The organism is Acidimicrobiales bacterium (genome assembly GCA_030747595.1).
Lineage (GTDB): Bacteria > Actinomycetota > Acidimicrobiia > Acidimicrobiales > MedAcidi-G1 > UBA9410.
In genome coordinates this window covers 1-25,635 of record JASLKK010000013.1, presented here as the reverse complement: position 1 = coordinate 25,635, position 25,635 = coordinate 1, and the positions used below count along the sequence as shown (strand labels likewise).

Annotated in this window: 25 protein-coding genes and 1 pseudogene; 25 read left to right on the top strand and 1 reads right to left on the bottom strand. The window is 68.1% G+C overall.

Annotation, left to right across the window (positions count from 1 at the left end; translation table 11 throughout):
• The first annotated feature begins 89 nt into the window (after positions 1-89).
• The 25 genes and pseudogenes from rplM (at position 90) to QF777_10060 (ending at position 24,671) form a co-directional block, all read left to right on the top strand.
• The gene (rplM, locus tag QF777_10180) at positions 90-542 is read left to right on the top strand and encodes a 50S ribosomal protein L13 (GenBank protein MDP6911915.1); all 453 of its coding nucleotides are present in this window, start codon (positions 90-92) and stop codon (positions 540-542) included.
• 26 nt (positions 543-568) lie between these two features.
• On the top strand, positions 569-961 hold the full coding sequence (gene rpsI / locus QF777_10175; GenBank protein MDP6911914.1) for a 30S ribosomal protein S9: 393 nt from the start codon (positions 569-571) through the stop codon (positions 959-961).
• Between the two features lie 56 nt (positions 962-1,017).
• Positions 1,018-2,448, top strand: coding sequence for a hypothetical protein (locus tag QF777_10170; protein ID MDP6911913.1), 1,431 nt, complete (start codon positions 1,018-1,020; stop codon positions 2,446-2,448).
• A gap of 119 nt (positions 2,449-2,567) precedes the next feature.
• A complete protein-coding gene (locus QF777_10165) occupies positions 2,568-6,095 on the top strand; it encodes an SIS domain-containing protein (protein MDP6911912.1) in 3,528 nt (1,175 codons plus the stop codon).
• Positions 6,096-6,114: 19 nt separating this feature from the next.
• Entirely contained in the window at positions 6,115-6,480 is a 366-nt protein-coding gene (locus QF777_10160; protein ID MDP6911911.1) for a holo-ACP synthase, read from the top strand.
• 23 nt (positions 6,481-6,503) lie between these two features.
• Positions 6,504-7,928 carry an NAD(P)H-hydrate dehydratase gene (locus QF777_10155; GenBank protein ID MDP6911910.1) on the top strand — a complete coding sequence of 475 codons (1,425 nt, stop codon included), beginning with the start codon at positions 6,504-6,506 and terminating at the stop codon, positions 7,926-7,928.
• On the top strand, positions 7,928-9,046 hold the full coding sequence (gene alr / locus QF777_10150; protein ID MDP6911909.1) for an alanine racemase: 1,119 nt from the start codon (positions 7,928-7,930) through the stop codon (positions 9,044-9,046). The genes QF777_10155 and alr overlap by 1 nt, the downstream gene beginning before the upstream one ends.
• Positions 9,047-9,054: 8 nt before the next feature.
• Positions 9,055-10,224, top strand: coding sequence for a DUF3524 domain-containing protein (locus QF777_10145; protein MDP6911908.1), 1,170 nt, complete (start codon positions 9,055-9,057; stop codon positions 10,222-10,224).
• Positions 10,225-10,235: 11 nt separating this feature from the next.
• Positions 10,236-11,141 carry a P1 family peptidase gene (locus QF777_10140; protein ID MDP6911907.1) on the top strand — a complete coding sequence of 302 codons (906 nt, stop codon included), beginning with the start codon at positions 10,236-10,238 and terminating at the stop codon, positions 11,139-11,141.
• A 41-nt stretch (positions 11,142-11,182) separates the two neighbouring features.
• A complete protein-coding gene (locus QF777_10135; protein ID MDP6911906.1) occupies positions 11,183-11,758 on the top strand; it encodes a uracil-DNA glycosylase in 576 nt (191 codons plus the stop codon).
• 13 nt (positions 11,759-11,771) lie between these two features.
• Positions 11,772-12,290 (top strand): tRNA (adenosine(37)-N6)-threonylcarbamoyltransferase complex ATPase subunit type 1 TsaE, encoded by a 519-nt coding sequence (tsaE, locus tag QF777_10130; GenBank protein ID MDP6911905.1) that lies wholly within the window; start codon positions 11,772-11,774, stop codon positions 12,288-12,290.
• A complete protein-coding gene (gene tsaB / locus QF777_10125) occupies positions 12,284-12,985 on the top strand; it encodes a tRNA (adenosine(37)-N6)-threonylcarbamoyltransferase complex dimerization subunit type 1 TsaB (protein MDP6911904.1) in 702 nt (233 codons plus the stop codon). Before tsaE ends, tsaB begins: the two co-directional genes overlap by 7 nt.
• A gap of 5 nt (positions 12,986-12,990) precedes the next feature.
• Positions 12,991-13,500 (top strand): ribosomal protein S18-alanine N-acetyltransferase, encoded by a 510-nt coding sequence (gene rimI / locus QF777_10120; protein ID MDP6911903.1) that lies wholly within the window; start codon positions 12,991-12,993, stop codon positions 13,498-13,500.
• Positions 13,500-14,576: a tRNA (adenosine(37)-N6)-threonylcarbamoyltransferase complex transferase subunit TsaD gene (tsaD, locus tag QF777_10115; protein ID MDP6911902.1), complete on the top strand. Its 1,077-nt coding sequence runs from the start codon at positions 13,500-13,502 to the stop codon at positions 14,574-14,576. Before rimI ends, tsaD begins: the two co-directional genes overlap by 1 nt.
• 196 nt (positions 14,577-14,772) lie before the next feature.
• Positions 14,773-15,063, top strand: coding sequence for a co-chaperone GroES (gene groES, locus QF777_10110; protein MDP6911901.1), 291 nt, complete (start codon positions 14,773-14,775; stop codon positions 15,061-15,063).
• A gap of 7 nt (positions 15,064-15,070) precedes the next feature.
• Entirely contained in the window at positions 15,071-16,723 is a 1,653-nt protein-coding gene (groL, locus tag QF777_10105; GenBank protein MDP6911900.1) for a chaperonin GroEL, read from the top strand.
• A 138-nt stretch (positions 16,724-16,861) separates the two neighbouring features.
• The gene (locus tag QF777_10100; GenBank protein MDP6911899.1) at positions 16,862-17,194 is read left to right on the top strand and encodes a hypothetical protein; all 333 of its coding nucleotides are present in this window, start codon (positions 16,862-16,864) and stop codon (positions 17,192-17,194) included.
• Entirely contained in the window at positions 17,191-17,910 is a 720-nt protein-coding gene (locus QF777_10095) for a CoA pyrophosphatase (GenBank protein MDP6911898.1), read from the top strand. Before QF777_10100 ends, QF777_10095 begins: the two co-directional genes overlap by 4 nt.
• A gap of 24 nt (positions 17,911-17,934) precedes the next feature.
• On the top strand, positions 17,935-19,386 hold the full coding sequence (locus tag QF777_10090; GenBank protein MDP6911897.1) for a pyridoxal-dependent decarboxylase: 1,452 nt from the start codon (positions 17,935-17,937) through the stop codon (positions 19,384-19,386).
• Positions 19,387-19,558: 172 nt separating this feature from the next.
• Positions 19,559-20,728, top strand: coding sequence for a GuaB3 family IMP dehydrogenase-related protein (locus tag QF777_10085; protein ID MDP6911896.1), 1,170 nt, complete (start codon positions 19,559-19,561; stop codon positions 20,726-20,728).
• A 51-nt stretch (positions 20,729-20,779) separates the two neighbouring features.
• Positions 20,780-22,084, top strand: a pseudogene (gene guaA / locus QF777_10080) (glutamine-hydrolyzing GMP synthase).
• Positions 22,085-22,145: 61 nt separating this feature from the next.
• Positions 22,146-22,346: a hypothetical protein gene (locus QF777_10075; GenBank protein ID MDP6911895.1), complete on the top strand. Its 201-nt coding sequence runs from the start codon at positions 22,146-22,148 to the stop codon at positions 22,344-22,346.
• Complete coding sequence (locus QF777_10070; GenBank protein ID MDP6911894.1) at positions 22,337-22,972, top strand: TIGR03086 family metal-binding protein; 636 nt, start codon at positions 22,337-22,339, stop codon at positions 22,970-22,972. The genes QF777_10075 and QF777_10070 overlap by 10 nt, the downstream gene beginning before the upstream one ends.
• A 7-nt stretch (positions 22,973-22,979) precedes the next feature.
• Entirely contained in the window at positions 22,980-23,825 is an 846-nt protein-coding gene (locus tag QF777_10065; protein ID MDP6911893.1) for a thioesterase family protein, read from the top strand.
• A 21-nt stretch (positions 23,826-23,846) separates the two neighbouring features.
• A complete protein-coding gene (locus QF777_10060) occupies positions 23,847-24,671 on the top strand; it encodes a hypothetical protein (GenBank protein ID MDP6911892.1) in 825 nt (274 codons plus the stop codon).
• Between the two features lie 20 nt (positions 24,672-24,691).
• Here QF777_10060 and QF777_10055 read toward each other — a convergent pair.
• Positions 24,692-25,635 (bottom strand): TIGR03621 family F420-dependent LLM class oxidoreductase (locus QF777_10055; protein MDP6911891.1); only part of this gene is annotated, 944 nt, incomplete at its 5' end.

Genomic DNA, 25,635 nt, shown 5'->3' with positions numbered 1-25,635 from the left:
CCCCGGTCGTGCCGCGTCCTCTAGGAATCCTCCTTGAGGCTTCCAGCAGCCTTCCCAACCAGTCTCCGATCAAGTACAGGCGGTCAACCGTGTCCACCTACACCCCCAGGGCCAGCGAAATCGAGCGCGTCTGGCACGTCGTCGACGCCGAGGGCATGATCCTCGGTCGTATGGCGTCCGAGGTCGCGTCGATCCTACGCGGCAAGCACAAGCCGACCTTCACGCCCCACATCGACACCGGTGACCACGTGGTGATCATCAACGCCGAAAAAGTCGTGCTGACGGGCGCCAAGAACACCGACAAGAACGTTTACGACCACTCGGGTTACCCGGGCGGTCTGAAGACCCAGGCCTACGGCACCTTCCTGGCCAAGAAGCCCGAAGAGGCCATCCGCCGGACCATCCGGGGGATGATTCCCAAGAACCGCCTGGGCCGCCAGCAGCTCACCAAGCTGAAGGTGTACCGCGGCGCCGATCATCCCCACGAGGCACAGCAGCCCCAGCCGCTGGCCATCGATCACGCACGGGCCCGCACGGCCTGAGCGGCCGGCCCTGACAGGAGCACCTGATGCCCAGCCCCCTCATCCAATCCACTGGTCGCCGCAAGGAGTCGGTCGCTCGTGTGCGCCTGCGCCCGGGCAACGGCACGGTCACCGTCAACGGTCGTACGGCCGAGGACTACTTCCCGTCGGAGAGCCACCGTCTGGTGTTCACCGAGCCGCTGAGGGTCACCGCCACGGAGGGCGCCTACGACATCGACGCCACCCTGCACGGCGGCGGCATCGCTGGTCAAGCGGGGGCCATGCGCCTCGGCATCGCCCGTGCACTAGAGGCCCTAGAGCCCGAGCGTCGTCCGGCCCTCAAGGAGGCTGGCCTGCTGACCCGCGACGATCGCAAGAAGGAGTCCAAGAAGTACGGACTCCACAAGGCCCGCAAGGCTCCGCAGTACTCCAAGCGCTGATCGACGGCGTGGGGGGGGTCGGGGACTGGTCCCCGGCTGGCTCCTACGCTGCCGACATGACCGGACGCTCAGTGCATCCGCCTTCCTCAGGACCGGCAGCTTCAGGACAGGTGCTGCGATTCGGTACTGACGGCGTCCGCGCCCGGGCCGGTTCCGTTCTCGATGAGCCGGCGGTACGGGCCCTGGGGCGTGCCGCGGCGGCCCATCTGGGAGCGGATTGTGTGGTCATCGGCCGCGACACCCGTGAGTCGGGTCCTGCTCTTGCCCTTGCACTGGCCGAAGGCCTGGTGGACGGTGGTCTCGACGTCACCTCCCTCGGGGTTGTCCCCACACCTACTGTCGCACACGAGTGCCAGATCGACGGGGTGGCTGGCGCGGTGGTCTCGGCGTCGCACAACCCGTGGTTCGACAACGGGATCAAGTTGTTCGCCGCTGGGGGCCGAAAGCTCGATGACCGGGTGCAGTCGGCGATCCAGGAGGCGTGGGACGCCTGCCCCCGGCTCGATGGTCCGAGGGTGGCGCCCGACTGGGACGACCCCTCCGAGGAGACCGCCGCTGGTCGTCGTTGGGTCGAAGCCTTGATCAGATGGGCGATCTATGAGGGGTCTCTCGATGGGCGGGAGGTCGCCAGGCAGCAGGTTGACGAGCGACCCCTGGCCGGACGATCCCTAGTCGTGGACTGCGCCAACGGTGCCACCTCAGCGTTCGCGGCCGACATCCTGCGTCGACTGGGTGCCGAGGTGGGCGTGATACACGCCTCGCCTGATGGCCGCAACATCAACGAAGGGTGTGGCTCGACGCATCCGGACGACCTTCGGGCCGCCGTGCTCCAGACGGGGGCTGACGCCGGCCTCGCCTTCGATGGCGACGGCGACCGTGTGATTGCCGTGAGCGACGACGGGACCCTGCTCGACGGTGATGACCTACTGGCTGTGTGCGGTATCGACCTCCACGATCGTGGGCTGCTGACCGGCGACACCATGGCCGTCACCGTCATGGCCAACCTGGGCCTGCGCCGAGCGTTGGCCGACCACGGCATCGCCGTGCACGAGACGGCCGTCGGCGACCGCTACGTCCTCGAGGCCTTGGAGGCCAATGGCTGGGTCCTAGGTGGTGAGCAGTCCGGCCACGTGATCTTCCGGTCCATGGCCACCACCGGCGATGGCCTATTGACGGGCATCCAGGCCCTGGTGGCGGCGGGCCGTGCCGGCCGAACTCTCGGTGGCCGGGTGGCTGACCTGATGGTGCGCGCCCCCCAGGTGCTGCACGCTGTTCCGGTGTCAGCCGATGGTGTCACGGTGGTGGCATCGATGGCTGACGAGGTGACCGAGGCCGCCGCCCAGTTGGGCTCGGCGGGCCGCGTGCTAGTGCGCCCTTCGGGGACCGAACCGGTGGTTCGGGTCATGGTCGAGGCTTTTGACGCGGCCGAGGCCGCAGCGGTGGCCGATCGTCTTGTCGAGAGCGTCCGCCGGGCCGACCGGTACTAACCCCGTACGATTCCTAGAGTGCCTGTAAACCGGGCCGGCCTGCGATCTTGTGCCGACAACGAACGGCCGGCGACGACCAAACAACGACAGGCATCGAGCAACAGGAGGGTGATCAACACATGTGCGGCATAATCGCGATCCTCCGAAGGCCGCCCTCCCGGGACGTTCCCACCGCCGAGTCGATCCTGACGCTGCTCGTCGACGCCACCGCGCTGCTCGGCGGGCCTGACGGCCCGCAGATGGCTGACCGGGTGACCACGGCCGCTGGTCAGATCGCCGAGGCCGATCGTCTGCTGGGAGGCCTCCCCGGGCTCCTGGCCCTCGATCGGGATGCTGGTCTGGCCGGGCGGATCACCGCGGCACTGGCTGATCTTCCGGATCAGATCGCTGGGATGGAAGCGGTGCTGGAGCGTCGGGTGACCACTCCAGACGGATCGGATTCATCCGACGGAGTCGAAGTGGCCAATGCCGCCCTGGTAGCACTGCGGGATGCCGTCTGGGGCGTGACCCGGGACAGGCTCGGTACCCACGTCGGAGTGGGATCACTCCGTTCGCCTCGCATCGCACCGAGCGACGCCGGGCTGGGTGTCCTCCTCTCGATCCAACAGGCCCTGTCGGCCATCGACCGCCTCGAGGTCAGGGGCCGGGATTCAGCCGGTATCCAGGTGACGGTCTGGAATCACGATCTGGCTGCTGACGACCCGGAGGTGGCCGGCCGAACGGTCGACGGTCTCCACCGCACGGGCAGTGTCCGGGTGCTGGACGGCGGTGGTCTGGCCTTCGTGGTCAAGGCGGCAGCCGAGATAGGCGAGCTGGGCGACAACACGGCGGTCCTACGTGCGTCGTTGGCTGCCGACGGCCTTCTGGCCCGGGCTCTGGTCGCCCCCGGGGTGGAGGGGTCGATCCTGGGCCACACCCGGTGGGCCAGCGTGGGCCTGATCTCCGAGTCCAACGCCCACCCGGTGGATTCTGTTCGGGCCGATGGGGTGGCAGTCCCGCTGGTCACCGCGGTGCTCAACGGTGATGTCGACAACCACGCCGACTTGATGGTGTCCGAGGGTCTCAGCGTGGCTCCGGAGATAACCACCGACGCCAAGGTGATACCGGTGCTGTGTGCCACCCATTTGGCTGCCGGCCATGATCGTTCCGAGGCATTCCGCCGGGCGGTGAGCGTCTTTGATGGGTCAGTGGCCATCGGGGCGGCGATCGGCGACGCGCCCGACAGGCTCCTCCTCGCTCTGCGAGGCAGCGGCCAGGGGCTTTACGTGGGCCTAGCCGAGGACGCCTACGTCGTGGCCTCCGAACCCTACGGGGTGGTGGAGGTGACGACTGAGTTCGTCCGGATGGATGGCGAGACACCGGCCGATCCGGACGATCCGGGGGCCAGCCGGGGCCAGATCCTGGAGTTGGACGGTGCGCTGGCGGGGACGCTCCACGGGATGGTCCGACGGTCGTATGACGGACGATCGTTGCCGGTCACCGAGGCCGATCTGGCCCGAGCCGAGATCACCACCCGGGATATCGACCGGGGCGATCACCCCCACTTTCTCCTAAAGGAAATCGGCGAGTCTCCGGACTCGGTCAGGGCCACCCTGCGTGGCCGGCTTGTGCCTGTCGGCGATACCCCCGCGGTCTGGCGGGTCCGTCTGGGGGAGGACGCGCTGGGAGCCGATGTGCGGGCCGGCCTGTCTGACGGATCGATTCGACGGATCCTGATCATCGGCCAGGGCACAGCGGCCATCGCAGGTGGCTCGGTGGCCCGTGCCCTCGAGGCTGAACTGGCTGGGTCCGACGGCATCATCGTGGAGGACCTACCGGCCACCGAACTCTCGGGCTTCGGCCTGACGCCGGACATGTCCGACACCCTCGTAGTGGCCATCAGCCAGTCGGGGACGACGACAGACACCAATCGCACTGTCGATCTGGTGCGGACCCGGGGTGCCCGGGTGGTGGCCATCGTGAACCGGCGCAACAGCGACCTGGTCGGCCGGGCCGACGGCGTGTTGTACACGTCCGATGGTCGCGACGTAGAGATGAGCGTGGCCTCCACGAAGGCCTTCTACGCCCAGGCGGTGGCCGGGATCCTGCTAGCCGTGGCGATTGCTGACGCGGCCGGGGCCCCCGGTGCGCCCGATCGGGCCGACGTGCTGACCGGGTTGCGGGCCCTGCCCGACGCGATGGTCGAGGTGCTGGGGATGCGTGACCAGGTGGCGTCGATCGCCTCACGGCACGCCCCGGGTCGGCGCTACTGGGCCGTGGTGGGGAGTGGACCCAACCTGGTGGCAGCCCGCGAGATCCGGATCAAACTGTCGGAACTCTGTTACAAGTCGATCGCCGCGGATGCCACTGAGGACAAGAAGCACATCGACCTCTCGTCGGAGCCGCTGATCCTGGTGTGCGCCACCGGCCTGGTCGGTTCCACAGCCGATGACGTGGCCAAGGAGGTGGCCATCTACCGGGCGCATAAGGCGCTGCCAGTGGTGGTGGCCGACGCCGGCTCGTCGAGATTCGCCGATGCTCACGACGTGGTGTCGGTACCGCCGGTGCATCCCCGTCTGGCCTTCCTGCTGTCCACCATGGTCGGCCATCTGTTCGGCTACGAGGCGGCCCGGGCCATTGACGCTCAGGCCCACGTGCTGCGGTCCGCCCACGCGGCGATCGAGGCCGAGGCCGAGCGTCGCTTGGCCGGCGGGGCGGTCCAGGCGACGTCGGACGACCCGGGGACTGACTCCTCCGCCCCCGAGGCGTTACCCGATGCGTTGACCCCAGGCTTGGCCACCGAGTTGGGCGCCGCCGCCAGTACCTTCGCCGACGAGTTGCGAAACGGGCGGCTCAACGGGCACCTCGAGGCGTCCACAGCGGTGCGCCTGTCGACGTTGTTTCGGTTTGCTCTGGGCGCCGTGCCGTTGGAGTCGTACCAGTTGGAGTTCGGTCGGGTCGGCACGCCGGCACTGGTGCTGGACGATCTGGCCGCCGCGTTGACCGTGGCAATCGAGGAGCTGACCAGACCCATCGACGCCATCAAGCATCAGGCAAAGACGGTGACCGTGGGCATCTCAAGGACTGACGAGACCCTGTTGGACGCCCGCTTGGCCCGTGAGGTGCTCGACGCCGGGGCGCCTCGTGATTCGCTCAGCTACCGGACACTTCGGGCACTGGTTGCCCTGGATCCGGCGGTGTCCGACGTCGCCGGCTACACCCGCTACCGGGTGGACGGCCTGGACGGGGCTTCGCCGACCGCGGCGATCGTGGACCGTGCTGGGGTGTCGACGGGAATCCGCTCGCGTACTGATAGGGACCCGGCCCTGCGGGGCACCAAGCATCGGGTGGCTGTGGATCGTGACGTCTTGGTGACCCGGGGTGCCCGCGACGACCGGATCATCGTGCTGGTGCCCGAGGTCAAGGACCGCGAGACGGTGGGTATCACCCTGCTGCACGTGGTGTTGCGCGAGCGCCTCACCCCGGACGTCCTGCGTGGCGTGCTGCAGGGCTATGGCAACCGCTATTCCGCGGTGCGTGACGCGGTTTGTGAGACTGAGCCCGACCTACGAGACGACTTGCTAGCCGAGGTGTCGGTGGTCGACCTGTTGACTGACCCGGTGTCGGACATTGCTGACCGACTGCGGGCCGACCGGCTCCGGGCCTGAGTCCGGCGCTCTACCGACCATGATCGGCATCGGAGTGGACCTAGTCGATATCGACCGGTTCCGAGGCTCGTTGGATCGCACGCCGTCGCTACGAGACCGGCTGTTCCGACCGGCTGAGCGGGCCTATGCCGATGCCCATGTGGACCCGGCCAGTCGCTACGCGGTGCGGTTCGCGGCCAAGGAGGCGACGCTCAAGGCTCTCGGTCTGGGTCTCGGCGGGATGGACATGTACGACATCGAGGTGGTGCGCGACGGGCTGGGGCCTCCTTCGATGGTGCTCCACGGTGAGTCAGCCGAGGTGGCCCGGCGGGCCGGCGTGAGCCGCTGGTTGGTCACACTGAGCCACACTGACACTCTGGCCCAGGCGACCGTCGTCGCTCTCTGAGGAGTCGATCCGACGTGATCCCGGTGTGTACGCCGGATGAGATGGCCACCGTGGATGCCGCGGCAACTGAACCGCTAGAGGTCCTGATCGGACGGGCCGGTGCCGCAGTGGCCCGTGCCGTACTGGACGAGTTGGGTGGAGGATACGGACGGCGAGTGGCCGTGCTTGCCGGCAAGGGATCCAACGGCGCAGATGGCCGGGTGGCCGCCGGTCTGCTGGCCCGACGGGGGGTGCGGGCGACGGTCGTTGATGCTGCCGCAACCTCGGACCACCTACCGACCGCGGGGGATCACGCGGTGGACCTGGTAGTGGATGCCGCTTACGGCACCGGGCTTGGCCGCCCTTTTGATGCACCCGCCGTCGTCGCTCCGGTACTGGCCGTGGACCTCCCGTCGGGCCTCGACGGTCTGACCGGCGAGGCGCGGGGTCGGCCCCTAAGCGCTCGTCGGACCGTGACCTTTGCGGCCCTCAAGCCGGGCCTGTTGTTCGGTGACGGTCCGGCGCTGGCTGGACGGATCGAGGTGGTGGACCTGGGTCTCGACGTGTCGGGGGCGACGTCCTATCTGCTGACCGACGGCGACATCGCTGGCCTGGTGCCCCCACGTCCGGTCAACGCCCACAAGTGGCAGCGGGCCTGCTGGGTCATCGCTGGCTCATCGGGCATGAAGGGGGCCGCTGGTCTGGCCGCCACCGCGGCGCTGCGGGCCGGGGCGGGCTACGTCCGTCTGTCTGTACCCGGCGACGATGGCCCGGGTATTTCCGACGAGCTGGGTGTCCCGGCCGAGGTGGTACGGATGCCCGTCACCACTGACCTGGGGCTAGATGGCCCCGAGGGCTTGGACGGGGACCGGTTCGCCTCGATGGTGGTCGGCCCGGGATTGGGGACCGCCCCCGAGGTGGCCGACGCAGTGCGACGGCTGGTGGCCTCGTCGGGCCCACCGCTAGTCATCGATGGTGATGGCCTGGCCGCCCTCACCGTCCCGGCCGGCGGTCGGGTGGCTACCGCGGGGAGGCCGCTGATCCTGACCCCGCACGACGGTGAGTTCACCCGTCTGGCCGGTGGGCCGCCTGGTTTGGACCGCATGGCTGCCGCCCGTGCCCTAGCTGCCGATACCGGCGCTGTGGTGCTCCTGAAGGGTCCGACCACGGTGGTCGCCGCCCCCGACGGCCAGGTTCGGTTCGCCGCGGCGGGCGACGCCCGCCTGGCTACCGCTGGGTCCGGTGATGTGCTGGCTGGGATCATCGGGGCCTTCCTTGCCCGTGGGGCCGCGCCGTTGGAGGCCGCGGCCGCCGCCGCCCATGTGCACGGACGCCTGGTCACCGGGCCGGGCATTGATGGCCCCCCGATGGCGGGTTCGTCCACCGGGGTGGCGGCGGGCGATCTTGCGGCGAGGCTGGTGTCCGTGCTGACCAACCTTTCCGTCGATGCCTCGGGAGGCGCAAGCTGATGCGTCCCACCTGGGTGTCGGTCGACTTGGACGCCGTGGGCCACAACGTGGCCGCCTTTGACGCCCTGGTGGGTGACGCCGCCGTCTGCGCGGTTGTCAAGGCTGACGGGTACGGCCACGGTGCCCCGGCGGTGGCTGACGCGGCGGTACGGGCCGGAGCCACCTGGTTGGCCGTGGCCCTGGTCGAGGAGGCCGCCGATCTCCGGGCGGCCGGGCTGACCGCTCCCATCTTGGTCCTGTCCGAACCAAGGCCCGATGAGATGGCCGAGGTGGTGGCCCTCGGTGGGGTGCGCCCCACCCTCTACACGCCGGTCGGGATCGACGCCTATGCCGCCGCGGTCCACTCGACCCGGGCCGGGGTAGGCCCGTCGGCCGTCCATCTGAAGGTCGATACCGGAATGCACCGGGTCGGGGTGCGGCCCGAGGAGGCACTAGCCACGGCGCGCCACATCAGTGACACCGGCCTAATCCTTGAGGGAGTGTTCTCGCACTGTTCAACGGCCGATGTGCCTGAGGATCCGTTCACCGGGGTGCAGGTTGACCGCTTCAACGCCGTGCTGGCCACCCTGGCCGCCGTAGGTATCGAACCGCCGGTCGTCCACCTGGCCAACACGGCTGCTTCGGTCACCCGTCCCGACACCCACCGTTCGTTGGTCCGGGTCGGCATCGGAATGTACGGCGTATCGCCCGGCCCGGACGTGGCTGAGCCCTGCCGGGCGCTTGGTCTTCGTCAGGCCATGTCCATCCGCAGTGAGGTCACTCACCTGCATGTCGTGCCGTCAGGCGAGGGAGTGGGGTACGGCCACCGTTGGGTGGCCGACCACGAGACCATCCTGGCCACCGTACCCATGGGTTACGCCGACGGCCTGGCCCGGGCGTGGGGCCTGGGTGGCGAGGCGTTGGTGGGTGGTCGACGCCGGCCATTACGTGGCGTCGTCTCGATGGACGCCCTAATGGTCGAAGTCGACGGGTCGGTCTCCCTCGGCGACGAGGTGGTCCTTTTGGGCAGCCAGGGCGACGAGGAGATCGGGGCCGGTGAGGTCGCCGACACGATCGGGATCATCCCGTGGGAGGTCCTCTGTTCGCTCAGTCAACGCCCGCCCCGACGTTACCCCTAGGTCCGAAAATGGCCCGAGTCTTGCTCGTCGAACCGTTTTACGGGGGCTCCCACGGAGCGTGGGCCGATGGTTTGGTCGCCTACAGCCGCCACGAAATGGTCGTCGTCTCGCACCCGGCCGCCGCGTGGCGTTGGCGGATGCGAGGCGGGGCACTCACTCTGGCCGAGGCGGCCCGCCGGGCGGTGGCCGAGCACGGCCCGCCCGAAGTGGTGCTGGTCTCCGGCATGGTCGACCTAGCGGGCTGGCTGGGCCTCACCCGACGCTTCCTAGGTGATCCGCCGGTGGTGCTCTACCTGCACGAGAACCAGTTGATGTACCCGGTGAGTCCCAACCAGAAGGGGTCGGCGTCCGACGAGATGCCGTTGGTCAACTGGATGGGGATGGCCGGCGCCGACCAGGTGTGGTGCAACTCGGCGTTCCAGCGCGATGGACTGTTGGCCGCCCTGCCCGACCTCCTGAAGCGGGCCCCCGACCATTCCCATGTCGGATTCCTGAGCGAGGTGGCCGACCGGTGCCACGTGGTGCCCGTGGGCGTCGACTTGGCCGACGTGCCCATTCCTGAAGGGACGGTTTCTGAAGAGATCGTTTCCGCCAATTCGACGGGCCCGCTGGTGCTCTGGAACCAACGCTGGGATCACGACAAGAACCCGAAGGCTGTGCTGAATGCGCTACGCCACCTGGCCGACGAGGGCGTGGCCTTTAGGGTGGCTCTGGTAGGCGAGAATGAACGGGTCGATCCGAGGGAGTTCGTCGAGGCTCGGGACCACCTTGGCGATCGGGTGGTGGCCTGGGGGTTCCAGGACCGGGCCGCCTACGTCGACCTGTTGGACCGGTCAGATGTGGTGGTCAGCGCGGCGCACCACGAGTTCTTCGGGATCGCCGTGGTGGAAGCCATGGCCGCCGGCTGCGTGCCGGTCCTCCCGACCGGGCAGAGCTACCCGGAGCTGGTGGGATCGTGGTCCGAGGACGCCCTCTATCCGGAAGGTGGCCTGCGGACCCGTCTGCGTGACGTACTGGTCGACCTCGATGGCTGGCGCGCCCGGATGGTCGGCCTAGACGAGGCCATTCGACGGTTTGACTGGCGCACCGTGGTTACCGACTACGACGATCGCCTGGAGACACTTGCCACCGGCACCGACCGTGACATCACGAGCGGGACCACCGGGGGCTGGGACTAGCGTCGGCTGACGTGAGGATTCCCATCGATGGCCTGCGGGTCGGCAACTACACCGATAGTGAGGCACGCACCGGCTGTACGGTCCTGCTGTTCCCCGAAGGGACGGTGGCCTCCGGCGAGGTCCGCGGCGGTGCCCCCGCGACACGTGAGTTCGACCTGCTGGCTCCTGAGCGCTCGGTGGAGCGCTTAGACGCCCTTGTGCTGTCTGGTGGTTCGGCCTTCGGCCTGGCGGCCGCTGATGGGGTGGTTTCGCATCTTGCTGGTGCCGGAATCGGTTACGCCACCGAAGGCGGTCCGGTGCCCATAGTGGTCGGCCTGGCGCTCTACGACCTTCTGGAGGGGGACGGTTCGGTCCGTCCCACGGCCGCTGATGGTCGAGTCGCTGCTGAAACGGCCATGGCAACCGCCGAGATGGCGGTGGCCACCGGGCCGGTCGGGGCCGGCACCGGCGCCACGGTCGGTAAGTGGCGGGGCCGGACCCATGCCCGTCCTGGTGGAGTGGGGGTAGCCGTAGTCGCCCACGGCGGGGTCACGGTGGCCGCCGTGGTGGCCGTCAACGCGGCGGGCGACGTCGGTCATCCGGCCACGTCGGCCGCGGTGGCCGACGGGGTGTTCGGCGGTTGGCCGGTTGCTGGAGATGCCGGAGACGCCTCGGATCTGCCGGGTCGGCGGGGCAACACCACCATCGGGGCGGTAGTCACCGACGCCGCCCTTACTAAGGGGGAGTGCCTGCTCATGGCCCAGTCGGCCCATGACGGTCTGGCCCGGGCCGTATTCCCGCCCCACATGAGATCTGATGGAGATGCCTTCGTCGCCGCGGCTACCGGCCGCGCCGAGGCGGCAGAGGCTGCCGACATCGACGTGCTGAGGGTGCTGGCCGTGGCTGCCGTCGAGCGGGCCGTGGTACGGGCCTGCTGACGGGCCCCGTTCTGAGGGGATCGGGTCGATAATCTGCCCGGGTGACGACCACCCCCGAGTCATTGGCTCTTCTGGCCGACGAGGCTGCTTCCTGCACGGCCTGTGGGTTGGCCAAGGGTCGTACGCAGGTCGTCTTCGGTACCGGTGCCCCCAACGCCGACGTGATGTTCGTCGGTGAAGCACCCGGCGCCCGCGAGGACGAGCAGGGCGTGCCCTTCGTGGGTCGCTCCGGCCAGCTCCTGGATCGGCTACTGGCCGAGGAACTGAGCGTCAAACGGTCCGATGTCTACATCGCCAACGTCGTGAAGTGCCGCCCGCCCGACAACCGTGACCCTCGCCCCGACGAGATCGCCGCCTGTCGGCCTTGGCTGGCCCAACAGCTGGAACTTGTGGATCCGGCGGTCATTGTCACGCTGGGCAACTTCGCCTCCAGGCTCCTTCTAGCCACCGCCACCGGCATCACGAAGCTACGGGGCGCCGACTACCGCTACGGGAATCCGCCCCGTCACCTCGTGCCAACCTTCCACCCGGCGGCCGCTCTCCGTGGTGGGGCCGGCGTGCTGGCCGACATGCGGTCCGACTTCGGACGGGCCCGCAACCTGATGATGGCCTCATGAACGGGCGTCCGAGATGACGACGGACCTGCCCCTCCTGACGGTGTCCACCACCTCGGCCGAAGGCACTCAGGCCGTGGCCGCCGCACTAGCTGGGCTGTCGCGTGCTGGAGACCTGCTGGTGCTGTGTGGTGACCTGGGGGCCGGCAAGACGGCGTTCACCCAGGGGTTCGGTCGGGCCCTCGGGGTGACCACACCCATCACCTCGCCCACTTTCACCCTGGCCAACCGCTACACGGGCGACGAGTTGACCGTTCACCACCTCGACGTGTACCGACTCACCCACATCGACGAGGTTCGTGACCTCGGTCTCTACGAGCTGGTCGATGATCGGTCAGTCACTCTCATCGAGTGGGGGGACGTCATCTCCGGTGCCTTGCCCGGCGGCTACCTCGAGGTCCGTCTCACCCTCGGCGACGGCTCCGACGACCGGGTGCTGGAGCTCCGGACCGTGGGGGCCGACTGGTCCGACCGCGAGGTGGCCCTATTGACCCTCGAGACGCCCGTCGGTGGAGACGGGGGAATCACATGTTGATTCTGGGCATCGAAAGTGCGGGTGCTCAGGTGGGCTGTGCGGTGGGCGGCCACGAGGGTGTGCTGGCTTCGGCCCAGGCCGGCCGGGGGCGCCGTCACGCTGAGGCGTTGGCCCCTCAGATCGACTTCGTCCGCCGCCAGGCCGGCATCGAACTGTCGGAGGTGGGCGCGGTGGCCGTCGACGTCGGTCCCGGCCTGTTCACTGGCCTGCGGGTCGGGATCGCCACCGCGGTCGCTCTCGCCCAGGGTCTCGGCGTGCCCATGATCCCGGTGCCCAGCCTCGACCTGATGGCCTTCCCAGCCCGCTGGACGACCCGCCTGATCGTCCCGGCGCTCGACGCCCGTCGGGGTGAGCTGTTCACGGCGTTGTTCCGCAAGGTACCGGGCGGTATCCAGCGGGTCCGCGACGCCAACGTCTGCACGCCCGCCGAGTTGTCGGCCGAGTTGGAGGCCCTCGACGAGCCGACCCTGTTGCTGGGCGACGGGGCACTACGCCACGCCGAAGAGTTCGCTGGCCTGAGGGGCATCGAGATGGCCGAGCAGGGCCTGGCCAACCCGAGTGCTCGGTCGCTCGTGCAGTTGGCCCACGCCCGCGCCATGCGCGAGGAGTTCGTTCAGCCGTGGGAACTCGAGCCGGTGTATCTACGTCAGCCCGACGCCCAGATCAACTGGGCGACCCGGGCCGGTGGGGCGTGATGCCGGTGGCCGCCACGCAGGTCGTGTTGCGACCCATGGGCGAGTGTGATGTGGACGCCGTCAGGGCATTGGACGCCCTCGTCCAGCCCACGCCGTGGTCCGAGACCTTCCTGCGTGACCAACTGGCCGATACCGAGACCCGGACCCTCCTGGTGGCCGAGGGGGCTGACGGCACCCCGGTGGGCCACGCGGTGCTCGTGGTGGTGGCCGACGAGGGGCACGTCACGTCCATTGCCGTGGATCCCGCCCACCAGCGTCGTGGGATCGGAGCCTGCCTGATGGCTGCCCTGTGCCGCGACGCCCGGACTCGAGGCCTGACGTCCATGACGCTGGAGGTCCGGACGTCCAATACGGCGGCCATCTCGCTCTACCGCCGGTTCGGGTTCGTCCCGGCTGGAGTGCGACCCGCCTACTACACCGATTCCGATGGTGCGACAACCGATGCCCTGGTGATGTGGATCCATGATGTCGACGATCCGGCGTTCGATGAACAGTTTGAGAAGGACCAGAGTTGATGGGTGACACGGCTTTGGGCGACACGGTCACGCCAAACACGATTCTGGGAATCGAGACATCATGCGACGAGACAGCGGTTGCCGTCGTTGAGCGGGCCACCGTGGTCCGGTCGTCAGTGGTGTCCAGCCAGGTCGAGCAGCACGCGGTGTTCGGTGGGGTGGTCCCGGAGATCGCCGGGCGGGCTCATGTGCGCGAGTTGGTGCCCGTCCTGGCCGAGGCGCTAGCCACCGCCGGGATCGAGGTTCCGGGAGGAAGCGCCGGCGGCATCGACGCAGTGGCCGCCACCACCGGCCCTGGCCTCGTTGGATCACTCCTTACCGGGGTGAGCGCCGCCAAGGCCCTGTCGCTGGTGTGGGGCGTGCCGTTCGTGGCCGTCAACCACCTCGAGGCCCACCTGTATGCGTCGTTTCTCGAGGAGCCCGATCTGGAATTGCCCCTGGTCGTCCTGCTGGTGTCCGGCGGCCACACGATGCTGGTCCTCATGGAGGACCATGGTCGCTACCGCCTACTGGGTTCCACGTTGGACGACGCAGCCGGAGAGGCCTACGACAAGGTGGCCCGCTATCTGGGGCTCGGATATCCGGGCGGCCCAGCGATCGATGCCCTGGCCATGGATGGTGACCCAACGGCGTACGCCTACCCCCGCTCCATGGTCCAAGAGAATCCAGCCACCCTGTCCGACGACCGCCGGTATGCCTTCTCGTTCAGCGGTCTGAAGACCGCTGTGGTGAACCACGTTCGAAACGAACCCGACGCGGCAACCGCCGACGTGGCCGCCTCATTTCAGGAGGCCGTGGTCGACGCGCTGGTCACCAAGGCCCGCTGGGCCGTGGAGGCCACCGGGGCCAAGGGGGCGTGCCTCGGGGGAGGGGTGGCCGCCAACTCCCGACTACGGGAGCGTTTCCTGGACATGTGCACCGATACCGGGGTGCGGGCCTTCCTTCCGTCGCGGGCCCTGTGCACCGACAACGCGGCCATGGTGGCGGCCGCCGGCTGGTGGCGTCTACGTTCGGACGGCCCCAGCCCGCTGGACGTGGGGGCCGATCCGAACCTCAGCCTGCCGCTGCTGGACTGAGTCACGGGCCCCGTCGCTGGTCGGATAGTGGGAAAACCGCCGGCTGCCACGTTGGCCGCGGGCCAGTGCAGCCCTATCGTTGGCACTCGCACAGGGAGACTGCCAATCGGCGGGTCCGACCGTGCGAGACATTCAGAACCCCATCCAGACGCCAGCGGCCACATGGTCCGGCGTCGTCTCGAAAGGGAATCATTCGATGAACCTCCAGCCCCTCGAGGACCGCATCGTGGTCCGTCCGAGCGACTTCGAGTCGACCACGGCCTCCGGCCTGGTCATTCCGGACACCGCCAAGGAGAAGCCCCAGCAGGGCGACGTCCTGGCCGTCGGCCCCGGCCGTCGTTCGGAGCAGACCGGTGAGCTTGTGCCGATGGACGTCGCCGAGGGCGACACCGTCGTCTACAGCAAATACGGCGGCACCGAGATCACCGTCGGCGGTGAGGATCTTCTGATCCTCAACGCCCGCGATGTCCTCGGCATCCTCAAGTAGTCGCTCCGTGGCAAAAATCCTGAAGTTCGACGAAGAGGCCCGTCGCGGCCTCGAGGCCGGCGTAAACAAGCTGGCCGACGCCGTGAAGGTCACCCTCGGCCCCAAGGGCCGCAACGTGGTCCTCGACAAGAAGTTCGGTGCCCCCACCATCACCAACGACGGCGTTTCTATCGCCCGTGAGGTGGAGCTGGAGGACAGCTTCGAGAACATGGGTGCTCAGCTTGTGAAGGAGGTGGCCACCAAGACCAACGACATCGCTGGAGACGGCACCACCACTGCCACCGTGCTGGCCCAGGCGCTAGTCCGCGAGGGCCTTCGCAACGTAGCCGCCGGCGCCAATCCGATGGGCCTCAAGAAGGGCATCGAGGCCGCCGTGGCCGCCGCTGTCGGCTCCATTGCCGACCAGGCGGTGCGGGTCGATGACTCCAAGGAGCAGATCGCCAACGTGGCCGCCATCTCGGCTGCCGACATGACGATTGGCCAGGTCATCGCCGACGCCATCGACAAGGTGGGCAAGGACGGCGTCGTGACCGTGGAGGAGTCCAACACGTTCGGCATGGATCTCGACTTCGTCGAGGGCATGCAGTTCGACAAGGGCTACCTGTCGCCGTACTTTGTGACCGACCCGGAGCGCCAGGAGGCGATCCTTGAAGAGCCGTACATCCTCTTCAACCAGGGCAAGATCAGCTCGGTGCAGGACATGCTCCCGGTGCTCGAGAAAGTCATGCAGTCGGGTCGCCCGCTGCTGATCATCTCCGAGGACGTCGAGGGTGAGGCCCTGGCCACGCTGGTCGTCAACAAGATCCGTGGCACCTTCAACTCGGTGGCCGTTAAGGCCCCGGGTTTCGGCGAACGCCGCAAGGCAATGCTCCAGGACATGGCCATCCTCACCGGTGGTCAGGTCATTGCCGAGGAGGTCGGACTCAAGCTCGACGGTGTGAGCCTCGACATGATGGGCTCGGCCCGAAAGGTCGTGATCACCAAGGACGAGACGACCATCGTCGACGGAGCCGGCGATGCCGGCGACGTCGAAGGCCGCATCGGCCAGATCAAGCGTGAGGTCGAAGAGACCGATTCCGATTGGGACCGCGAGAAGCTCCAGGAGCGACTGGCCAAGCTGGCCGGCGGCGTCGCCGTCGTCCAGGTTGGTGCAGCCACCGAGGTGGAGCTCAAGGAGAAGAAGCACCGCATCGAGGACGCCCTGTCGGCGACCCGTGCGGCCATCGAGGAGGGTGTGGTCGCCGGTGGCGGTACCGCTCTGCTGCGGGCGCGTGCTTCGGTTTCCACGGCCATGGAGGGCCTCGAGGGTGATGAAGCGACCGGTGCCCGCATCGTGCACGCTTCCCTCGACGCTCCGGCTCGGCTCATTGCCGACAACGCCGGCCTCGAGGGTGCGGTCATGGTTCGTGAGGTCGAGCAGGCCTCCGGTCCGACCGGCCTTAACGCAGCGACCGGCGAGTTGGTCGACCTGGTGGAAGCCGGCGTCATCGACCCGGCCAAGGTCACCCGTGCGGCGTTGCAGAACGCGGGGTCTATCGCAGCCCTGCTGCTGACCACCGAGGCGCTCGTGGCCGACAAGCCCGAGCCCGAGGCGGCAATGCCTCCTGGTGGAGGCATGGATCCCATGGGCGGCATGGGCGGCATGGGCGGCATGATGTAGGGATCCTTCGGGATTGTCCTCCGGCTTCGGCCGGGGGTCACGGAAGCCGGGCCCACGGGTCCGGCTTCCGTCGTTTTGAACCCACTTTCGGCCCGTCCCGCTGACTGGCGAGTCGGGTGCGCCGGTACCGTGGCAACCATGTCCGATCCGGTGGTTTTCGACGATTCAACGGTGCCTGACCACCGGCCCGCCCCCGATTCCGTCAAGTTGGCCGGCCAGTTCGCGGAATGGATCCGGGGTGAGACCTTGGTGGGTCGAATGCTGGCCAACCTCAAGACGGGTCGCTTCCCCGAGGTGTTGGCCGCCGCAGCCTTGGCTGCTGAGGACGACGACCCCCGAGCCGAGCTGGTCGCCGCCCTATCCGTTCACTGGGATGGCTGGGAGCGTGGCTCCATTGTCCCCCTCGAGGTGGCCGAAGGCCTCCGAGACGCGGGGCTTGAGGCGTTCCTGGCCGACCCGATCGAGCAGTGACCGCCGTCGTGCGGCCCACCGGATGGGGCGGACCCCAAGAGATCCCCCGGCCTGATGGTTGGCGCCTAGGCGAGGCGCCGCCGTGGGGCGCGCTGGTCGACCGGCATCTGACCCTCGGCCACCTAGTTGCCGTGTTCGTCGGCCGCGAACCCGGCGGCATTCGAGGGCGACCCCGCGGCGACGAACGCGAAGCCGGCGTGCTGGTCGCCCTCTATGACGACCCCGAGGGTGGTGGACCCCACGTGGTACTGACCCGACGGTCGCCCAGCCTTTCCAGCCACACCCACGAGGTCTCGTTCCCCGGCGGCCGCCATGATCCGACCGACCCGGACCTCTGGGCCACCGCCTTGCGCGAGGCCGAGGAGGAGATCGGGCTGGATCCGTCGCTGGTCCGACTTGTCGGTCGTCTCGACCCGCTGGTCACCGTGGGCAGTCGGAGTCTCATCCACCCGTTTGTGGCCGTCCTCGACGGCCGTCCTGATCTGGTGGCCAACCCCGATGAGGTGGAGGCCATCCTCCACGTGCCGCTGGCCGAGCTGCTGCTGGACGAGGTGTACCGCGAGGAGGAGTGGTCCACCTACGGTGATCCGTGGATCATCACGTTCTTCGAGTTGGTCGGCGACACGATATGGGGTGCCACGGCAGCCATGCTGCGCCAGCTGCTGGCGCTCGCCCTCGGCGTTGACGACCACCGCAATTATCGTGCTGACTCGTGATGCCCGTGTTGAGAGGAATCAGCGATGACTGACCGACCTTCTGAGCAACCGACGGGCCCCGAGCACATGACGCCCGACGAATTCCGGGAGGCCGGACGGGTTGCAATCGACTGGTTGGCCGACTTCCTGGCCGACCACCGCGATGGCGGGCATGACCGACCGATCGTGCCCGACGTGGCTCCTGGGGACGTCTACCGGTCACTGCCTTCGTCCCCGCCCGCCGTCGGCGAACCATTTGCCGATCTGCTGACCGACGTGGACCGTCTCATCGTCCCGGCTACCACCCAGTGGCAGCACCCCGGTTTCTATGGTTTCTTCCCGGCCGACTCGTCGCCGCCATCAATCCTGGGTGAGTTGATCTCAGCCGGCCTGGGGGTTCAGGGAATGATGTGGTCGACCAGTCCGGCTTGCACGGAATTGGAGACCCTTGTCCTGGATTGGCTGGTCGAGGCCTGCGGGCTTCCCGACCGGTTCCGCTCCGACGGTCCGGGCGGCGGCGTCATCCAGGACTCGGCCTCGTCAGCGTCGCTGTGTGCCGTGCTGGCTGCCCGCGACCGATCCGGCGGCGCTGCCGAACTGCCACGTCTGCGGGTCTACACGTCAGCCCAAGCCCACTCCTCGATTGAAAAGGACATCTTGGTCGCCGGCTTCGCCCGTGAGCAGTTGCGGGTCGTGCCCACCGACGTCGGGTTCGCCATGGATGCCGATGCGTTGGCCGCCATGGTTGCCGCCGACGAGGCCGAGGGCCTCGTGCCGTGCCTCATCGCTGCCACGGTAGGTACTACGTCGTCGGGCGCCATCGACCCGGTGGCCAGGGTCTGCGATGTGGCCGGGCCCGTCGGGGCGTGGGTACACGTGGATGCCGCGTGGGCCGGTTCGGCCACCGTGTGCCCCGAGTACCGCCACCTGTTGGACGGACTGGACCGGGTCGACAGTTACTGCTTCAACCCCCACAAGTGGCTGCTCACCAACTTCGACTGCTCGGCGTTCTTTGTGGCCGATTCGGGTCCGCTGCTGGATTCGCTGTCAATCGTCCCCGAGTACCTCCGCAACGCGGCCAGCGATGCCGGCGAGGTGATCGACTACCGGGACTGGCAGGTGCCCCTCGGGCGCCGCTTCCGGTCCCTCAAGCTCTGGTTCGTGTTGCGCTCCTACGGGACGGACGGCCTGCGAGCCCACATCCGGTCCCACGTGGCGGCCACGACCGATCTAGCCGACCGGGTGGCGTCCAACCCGAGCTTGGAGATGGCGGCGCCCCTGTCGTTGGGCTTGGTGTGCTTCCGCCACGTGGACGGAGACGAGGCCTCCGAGCACCTGCTGGCCACCGTCAACGCCTCGGGCCGGGCCTTCCTCACCCACACCCGCCTCGACGACCGGTACGCGCTGAGAGTCGCAGTGGGTGGTACCTGGACGACTGCCGAGCACGTCACCGAACTGGCCGACCTCCTCGACGCCCTGGTTTTCGACGGCCCCTGATCGACGCCGATGGCCGGGTCGAGGCTGAGCCTGACAAACCCGAAAACAGCGGGCTCTTCTCGCCGTTCGCGTCGGACGCGCGTGACTAGAATCGACCCTTTCCGGGGGCCGTCACAAGGCCTTCCGGCCGGAGACGGTGACTTTCAGGCACCAACAGGGAGTTGCAGCAACCATGGCCGAGATCGAGATCGGGATCGGGATGGGAAAGAGCGGTCGACGGGCCTATGGGTTCGACGACATCGCAATCGTCCCCAGCCGTCGGACTCGCGACCCCGAAGACGTCGACATTTCCTGGCAGATCGACGCCTACCGCTTCGACCTGCCCCTTATGGGTTCAGCCATGGACGGTGTCATCAGCCCGGCCACGGCTATTGAGATTGGCCGCCTAGGTGGCGTAGGCGTGCTCAACCTTGAGGGCCTCTGGACCCGCTACGAGGACGCCGACTCCATCCTCGCCGAGATTGCCGAACAGCCCGTCGAGAAGGCCACCAAGCGGATGCAGGAGCTGTACCAGCAGCCCATCATCCCTGACCTAGTCACCGAGCGGATCCGCGAGATCAACGCCGCCGGTGTGGTGTCGTGCGCCTCGGTCACCCCGCAGCGCACCCACGGGATGATCGAGAACATTCTCGCCGGCGAACTGGACATGCTGGTCATCCAAGGCACCGTCGTGTCGGCCGAACACGTGTCGACCACCGTCGAGCCGTTGAACCTCAAGACGTTCATCCGCCAGTTGGACATCCCGGTCATCGTCGGCGGCTGTGCCACCAACAAAGCGGCCCTCCACCTGATGCGTACCGGTGCGGCTGGTGTGCTGGTTGGCGTGGGTCCCGGCCACGCCTGCACCACCCGCGGTGTGCTGGGCCTCGGCGTCCCGCAGGCCACGGCCATTGCCGACGTCCGTGCGGCCCGCATGCGTCACCTTGACGAGACCGGCGTTTACTGCCACGTCATCGCCGATGGCGGGATGGCCACCGGTGGCGACATCTCCAAGGCCATCGTGTGTGGCGCCGACGCCGTGATGATCGGCTCGCCTCTGGCTGCCGCTTCGGAAGCACCAGGCCGCGGCTACCACTGGGGCATGGCCACCTTCCACCCGACGCTGCCCCGCGGCGCTCGGGTCCAGACCGCGACGAGAGGCTCTCTCGAGGAGATTCTCCTCGGTCCGGCCAACGAGAACGACGGCAAGTTGAACCTGTTCGGCGGGCTCCGAACCTCGATGGCTACCTGTGGTTACCTCGACGTCAAGGAGTTCCAGAAGGCCGAGGTCATGGTCGCCCCGGCGCTGATGACCGAGGGCAAGTCGCTTCAGAAGTCCCAGGGCGTGGGGATGGGCCACTAGGCCTGCGGCCCGGCTTCTCCGACCAACGCAACCGGATCGACCCACCACTTCATGGCTGAGACCCCCGGCGGGAGCGCACGCGCTACCGACCGCATCCTGGTTGTCGACTTCGGCGCCCAGTACGCCCAGCTCATTGCCCGAAGGGTTCGTGAGGCAGATGTCTTCAGTGAGATCGTCCCCCACGACCTGACGGCGGCCGAGTTCGCCGAGCGGGCACCCACCGGAATCATCTTCAGCGGTGGCCCAGCCTCGGTTCACGTCGACGGCGCCCCTCGGATCGATCCCGGCGTCTACGACCTCGGTGTGCCCATCCTGGGCATCTGCTACGGCGCCCAACTCATTGCCCACCAGCGGGGCGGCACGGTGGGTCGCAACGAACACGGCGAGTACGGCCGCACCGAGCTGACCGTCGCCGACACCGGCGTGCTCCTGGGCGACGCTGGCACCGGCAGCCACTCGGTCTGGATGAGCCACTTCGACGCCATCACCGACGCGCCGGGCGGCGCCACGGTGACCGCCTCGTCGCCCGACGCCCCGGTAGCCGCCTTTGAGGCCCCCGACGACGGGTTGTACGCCGTCCAGTTCCACCCCGAGGTCCACCACACGCCGTGTGGCCAGGACCTGCTCACCCGCTTCGTCCGCGACGTCTGCGGGTGTGCTGGCGATTGGACGATGGCCTCGGTCATCGACTCGTCGGTGGACGCCATCCGAGAACAGGTTGGCACCGGACGGGCCATCTGCGGACTGTCCGGCGGGGTTGACTCAGCGGTCGCCGCGGCACTCGTGCACAGGGCCATCGGGTCCCAGCTGACCTGCGTGTTCGTCGACACCGGCCTGATGCGGGCCGGCGAGGGCGAACAGGTCGTGGATACCTTCCAGAAGACCCAAGGCATCGAGCTCATCCACGTGCGGGCCGCCGACCGGTTCTTTGACAAGTTGGCCGGGGTCACCGACCCGGAGGACAAGCGCAAGGTCATCGGCGAACTGTTCATCCGGATCTTCGAGGACGCCTCGAGCGGCATCACCGATGCGAAGTTCCTCGTCCAGGGCACGCTCTACCCGGACGTCATCGAATCGGGCACCAAGGACGCAGCCAAGATCAAGAGCCACCACAACGTGGGCGGCCTACCCGACGACATGGACTTCGCCCTCGTCGAACCGCTCCGCAACCTGTTCAAGGACGAGGTGCGAGCTGTCGGTTCCGAGTTGGGCCTGCCCGACGAGATCGTGTGGCGCCAGCCGTTTCCCGGCCCCGGCCTGGGCGTTCGCATTGTCGGCGAGGTCACACCGGAGACCGCCGCCACCCTGCAGGCCGCCGACCTCATTGTCCGTGAGGAGATTCGTGAGGCTGGTCTGGAACGCGAGATCTGGCAGGCCTTCGCAGTACTGGCCGACATCCGCCCGGTCCGTAGGCGTCATGGGCGACGAGCGCACCTACGCCCGACCGGTCATCATCCGGGCCGTCACCAGCGAAGATGCCATGACCGCCGACTGGGCCCGCCTGCCCCACGACCTCTTAGAGCGGATGTCCAGCCGCATCATCAACGAGGTGGACGGCGTGAATCGGGTGGCTTACGACATCACCTCCAAGCCCCCCGGCACCATCGAGTGGGAGTGAACCCAGCGGACAGGCCGGGCGCCGATCCGCCCGAAGGGCCGGGAACGGGCCTGACTGACAGCGAGCGCACCGACACGGTGGCCGCCTACACGACGGCGTGCGCCTTCTTCGGTGAACGCCTCGCTGAGGTCACCGAACTGGACTGGACGGCCGATACCCCGTGCGACGGATGGGACGTCCGCACGCTGGTAGCCCACGTGATCACCGGCGAGGCGCTGGTCACCCGCGTGCTGCGCGGCGGTGGAGCATGGGAGTCCCAGGCCGACCCGTCGATCCTGGGCCTGAATCCCATGGCCACCTGGCGGGGCACGGTGCTGGCCGCCATCGAGTCGGCATCGGTCGACGGCGTGCTGGATGCCCTACACCCCCACGCGGTGGGCGAACTGCCGGGCGGGGTCATCATCGGCTTCCGGGTCACCGAGAATCTGGTCCACGGCTGGGACCTGGCCCGGTCGTGCGGCGCTTACGTTGAACTGCCGGAAACCCTGGCCGAACGGTGTCTCGACTTCTGGTTGCCGCTGGCCGGCTCGGACGCCCTCACCGGCCACTTCGGGTCAAAGGTGATGCCGCCCGACGGTGCATCGGCCGGTGTCCGACTCCTGTCGTTGCTCGGCCGGACGGCATGATCGGGCGGTGACCTCGGACCCCGTCGGCGGCATTGCCGAGACCAATCAGCAGTACTCGACTGAGCCCTTCTACGGGGAACGTGGCGGCCTCCTGGTGCCCGGACCGCTGACCGGCGGCCCGTGGGACCCGACCATCCAGCACGGCGGCCCTATCTCGGGCATCCTCGCCCATCTCGTTGAGACGGTTCCCGCCCCTGCACCCATGCGCACGGTCCGCCATACCGTCGACATGATGCGCGGTGTGCCGCTCACCCCGCTGCGGCCCGAGGTGGAGGTGTTGCGGTCCGGTCGCCGAATCCAGGTCGTGAGGGCGTCGCTCTTTTCCGGCTCCGACCTCGATGTGGAGATGGCCCGCGCTACCTCGCTGCGAATGCGGGTGGCCGATATCCCCAACCCGGTCGAACCCGAAAAGACGGCCCACCCCGAGGACGAGCCCCACGCCCTGCCCGATGAGCCGGTGCTTCTCACCATGCTGGGCATCGGTGTCCCGGCCTTCCTTCGGGCGGTGGAGTTCCGACGTACTGGCGAGTATCGCGATGGCGCCCCAGGCCTCGTGTGGCTGCGTATGCACAACGAGATGGTGGCCGGGTGCAAGACCAGCGCCTTCGTGCGCCTGGCTACGGTGGCCGACATGGCGTCCATGGCCGCCCAGTACCTCCAGCCTGACGAGTGGATGACAGTCAACGCCGACCTGGCAGTAACCGCCTTCCGTGACCCGGTGGGCGACTGGATGGGAGTCCGGGCCCTGCACAAGAACGACGGTGACGGCATCGGCTTGTCCGAGGCCGTGCTCTATGACCTGGACGGGCGGGTGGGAAGGGCCACCGCGTCGATCCTCATCGAACCCCGCTGACCCGAACCCGGAGGACCCCCGATGGCTGACGAAACCCATGACCCGGAGAGGGGGCCCGTACACCCGGTAAGGGTGGGCAGCATGCTCTACACGCTGGTCGACCCCGAGAAGGGCCATGAGGTCGCCTACAACCGTTGGTACGAGCGTGACCACTACTACGGGGGCTGCATGACCGGCCCGTGGTGCTTCGCTGGCAGCCGGTGGGTGGCCACTCGGGCGTTGAAGGAGCTGCGTTTTCCGACCGATGGCAACTCGGTCAATGACCCGTCGGACCGGGGCTCGTACCTGGCCGTCTACTGGGTGGAGGAGGGTCACCACGACGACCATTTCTCCTGGGGGGCCGACCAGGTGGTGAAGCTCTATATGGCCGGCCGGGGCTTCCAGGAGCGCCGTCACGCCCACACCGTGTTGTACCTGCACTTGTCCAACCGGTACCGAGACGCCGACCCGGTGCCCGTCGACGTGGCTCTCGACCACGGGTACGCCGGTTTGGTGTCGGTCGTCGTGGAGCCCTCGGGGGAGGCTGCTGGCCTGGATGCCTGGGTGGACACCGAGGGGCTGCCGGGCCTATTCGCCGACGGGCCAGTGGCGGCGTGTGCCCAGTGGAAGGCCGTCCCCCGCGACGACATGACCAACAACGCCCCCATGGACCTCGGATCGCCACCCATCGGCCCCGATGCCACGATGCAACTTTTCTTCGTCGAGGATGATCCAGCAGCCTGCTGGATCCGGTTCGTGGACTATGCGGCTCGCCTCGAAGCATCGGGCCTAGGTCGGGTCACGTCGGCCGCACCGTTCCTGCGCACCGTGGTCGGCACCGACCGCTACACAGACGAACTTTGGTAGCCCGGTCTTCGGATCTGGGCTCAGACGCCGGACAGGGCCTCCACGACCGGTCCGAACTCGACCATCGAGTCCTCGTTGAGGCCGATGTAGGTCAGGCCCCATCGTTCCCGCCAAGCCAGCAGCGTCTCGACGCACTGGCCCGTGGAACCCGCCAACACGTGGGGCGAGGCCAACGCCGCCTCGGCGTCCAGGCCCAGGGCCGGCGCCATCAACTCGGCTAGACCGATCGGATCGTCGGTGATCTGGGACATGTGGACCCGGGTCTGCAGTTCGAGGTCCTCGAACCTGTCGCCGGCTGCATCGCGTATCCACCCCAACTTTTCGTCGGTGGCCTCCACGGTGGCCGAGGCGCCGGCCCGCTCGTCGATCACCCCGGCGGCCATGTTGGCGTTCAGCCCCACTATGTCGGCCTCCCGGGCAGCCAGAGACAACATCTTGCGACCCCCACCGGCTAGTAGGAACGGTGGGTGGGGCGACTGGATGCAGGTCGGCTGTCCGTCGTGGCCGCTCACCGTGTAGTGCTTGCCGTCAAAGTCGAACGACCCCTCGGCGAAGCACCGCTTCAGGATCTCGACGGACTCGGCCAGCCGGGCGATGCGCACGCCCGGTTGATCCAGGGCGAGACCCGACTGGTCATAGTCGGAGGTCTTCCAGCCGGCCCCCAGGCCCAACTCGAGGCGCCCGTCCGACAGCAGGTCCAGCGTGGCGGCCTGCTTAGCCAGGAACAGCGGGTGCCGGAAGTCGTTGCCCAGCACGAGGGTGGTCAGGCGCAGGTCACGGGTGGCCTCGGCGGTGACGGCCAGGGCGATCAGGGGAGCCATCTCGGCATCGAGGTGGTCCGAGACCGACAAGGCGGAGTAGCCAAGGTCTTCAGCCCGACGGCCAAGTTCGCGCCATTCGGCAGCTGGACGGGGCGCCGAGGCCTGGATGCTGAAGCGGAAGGAACGGGTCATTGCCCGCACAC

Coding starts and splice junctions, on each gene's coding strand:
- rpsI (MDP6911914.1), top strand. CDS start 569: ATGCCCAGCCCCCTCATCCAATCCACTGGTCGCCGCAAGGAGTCGGTC.
- QF777_10170 (MDP6911913.1), top strand. CDS start 1,018: ATGACCGGACGCTCAGTGCATCCGCCTTCCTCAGGACCGGCAGCTTCA.
- QF777_10165 (MDP6911912.1), top strand. CDS start 2,568: ATGTGCGGCATAATCGCGATCCTCCGAAGGCCGCCCTCCCGGGACGTT.
- QF777_10160 (MDP6911911.1), top strand. CDS start 6,115: ATGATCGGCATCGGAGTGGACCTAGTCGATATCGACCGGTTCCGAGGC.
- alr (MDP6911909.1), top strand. CDS start 7,928: ATGCGTCCCACCTGGGTGTCGGTCGACTTGGACGCCGTGGGCCACAAC.
- QF777_10145 (MDP6911908.1), top strand. CDS start 9,055: ATGGCCCGAGTCTTGCTCGTCGAACCGTTTTACGGGGGCTCCCACGGA.
- tsaE (MDP6911905.1), top strand. CDS start 11,772: ATGACGACGGACCTGCCCCTCCTGACGGTGTCCACCACCTCGGCCGAA.
- tsaB (MDP6911904.1), top strand. CDS start 12,284: ATGTTGATTCTGGGCATCGAAAGTGCGGGTGCTCAGGTGGGCTGTGCG.
- tsaD (MDP6911902.1), top strand. CDS start 13,500: ATGGGTGACACGGCTTTGGGCGACACGGTCACGCCAAACACGATTCTG.
- groES (MDP6911901.1), top strand. CDS start 14,773: ATGAACCTCCAGCCCCTCGAGGACCGCATCGTGGTCCGTCCGAGCGAC.
- QF777_10100 (MDP6911899.1), top strand. CDS start 16,862: ATGTCCGATCCGGTGGTTTTCGACGATTCAACGGTGCCTGACCACCGG.
- QF777_10090 (MDP6911897.1), top strand. CDS start 17,935: ATGACTGACCGACCTTCTGAGCAACCGACGGGCCCCGAGCACATGACG.
- QF777_10085 (MDP6911896.1), top strand. CDS start 19,559: ATGGCCGAGATCGAGATCGGGATCGGGATGGGAAAGAGCGGTCGACGG.
- QF777_10075 (MDP6911895.1), top strand. CDS start 22,146: ATGGGCGACGAGCGCACCTACGCCCGACCGGTCATCATCCGGGCCGTC.
- QF777_10060 (MDP6911892.1), top strand. CDS start 23,847: ATGGCTGACGAAACCCATGACCCGGAGAGGGGGCCCGTACACCCGGTA.